The following is a 1,769-nucleotide window of genomic DNA, read 5'->3' on the forward strand; positions in this document are numbered from 1 at the left end:
GGGTGGAAAATGGCGAGACTCCCTCCGGAAACGTTGATACACCAGGGGTTCGAAGCGTTATTTATCGTTTTTAAATTTTTTTAATACCAATCCTTTACTCGCATCTCCCTTTTATTCAATTATAAGGAAGATGGCGTGACGCGTTGCGTACCTCAATTGGATGAGGTTCCCTTTTTCGTATCTAGCGATGCACCTAGGGATCCCTGCTTTCTTATGAGGACAGACCCTCCCATGTCTCTTGGCGTCGTGCGCCGTCATTCCTTCGTTTTGTCTCATCATAAGGCAGAGGCCGGCTTGATTCTCCTGCATAAACTCGTAGTCTGCCGTCTCGCTTGGTGCCGGCTTCTCCGTGTCATCTTATGGGGAATAGATGGCTTATTACGCGGCCTGTTTTAGACAGTGGAGATCTTGTATCATTTGATCCTCATCGAAATGAACCTGGTGAGTCGATAAACCGAAAAAGATCTTGAGTAATTTGCCGCAAAGCACCACCATTGCTTCCTTTTTCTTTAATGGGTTTTGAGAGCGAGAAATGTAGTACTGATACAGTTCGTAAAAGGCACGGTTGTTTCTTATAAGGGGCAATATGGCTCGGAAAAGGTGGCTTCTCAGACGTTTCCGTCCCCTTTTTGAGATTTTCTTCATGCCCTTGTACTTCCCGGAAGAGTTCTCTCTCAAAGTCAATCCCGCTAATTTGATGAGTTGGCGTGGATTGTCATACTTATTCAGAGAACCGGTTTCAGCTAGTAAATCGACCACCGTCTTATCGCTGATGCCGGGAATGGATACAAGGTGTTTAAATTCTATAAACTCTTCAGCCCACTGACGGAGCCGGGTGTCGAGCTCTTCTAAACGCTCCTCCACGAGAAGGAATTGATCTACAAGTGTCATGATTTCAAAGCGGGCTATCTCGGTTCCTTCTGTCCGTCCGATCGAACGTTCAGCTACACGCTGCATCGCTCGAACGGTCTTCTTTGAAGCACTACGAAGCCCTTGCTTTTCTTTGTACATCGTCACGAGTGTTTCCACATCTTGAGATAAAAGGTCCTGAGGCAAAGGTGTGTGCTTCAACATCGCACAAGCCAGCTGCCCGTATCCTTTAATTACGCTTTTGAATTCCGGGAAATATTGATCTAACCAGCGCGTCATCTGGTTCATGAAACGCGCACGTTCTTCTTTCAATTTCCATCGCATCGCTGAACCGTTTCTCAATTCAGCTTCGGCTCCTTCCGGCAACTTCGAATACGTGAAGTTCCCACCAACCATGAGCTTCGCGATGAGGCGTGAGTCCTTTTTGTCGTTCTTCGTTTGGATGTTGTCTTCAAACTCTTTGGATCGTTTCACGTTCATCGGATTAACTGTGACGAACGGGATATCAACCTCGAGTAAGAACGAAGCGAAGTTCATCCAATAATGTCCGGTCGGTTCAAAACCAACCAGCACCTTTTGTTTTTTATGACGGTCTAGAAAGGTTTGAATTCGTTCATAGAAAAGCTCAAAGCCCTCTCTACTTTGTTTAAAACCGAATGCTTTCTGTAGTTCGCGGCTGCGATCATCTACCGCGCAGGCATAGTGTGTTTCTTTCGCAATATCGATTCCAATCACCAATGTGTCTTCAGTGATTTGATTTATTCGCTCATTCCTATTATGATTCAAAGGGAAGTCCTCCTTTTGATGTTTGTATTTGGTTGTACAAACGCATCATATCGGAGGGCTTCTTTTTTTACAAGGACCCCTTCATACAATCCCACAGGAATCTCCTGCGGGAT

General features: G+C 45.4%; 1 protein-coding gene. It reads right to left on the reverse strand.

Annotated features, from left to right (window positions below):
- Window positions 1–378 precede the first annotated feature (378 nt).
- A complete protein-coding gene (locus LCM20_RS19920) occupies window positions 379–1,656 on the reverse strand; it encodes an IS110 family transposase (protein ID WP_225197233.1) in 1,278 nt (425 codons plus the stop codon).
- Between the last annotated feature and the right edge of the window lie 113 nt (window positions 1,657–1,769).

It is taken from the genome of Halobacillus litoralis (assembly GCF_020171725.1).
Classification (GTDB): domain Bacteria; phylum Bacillota; class Bacilli; order Bacillales; family Halobacillaceae; genus Halobacillus; species Halobacillus litoralis_F.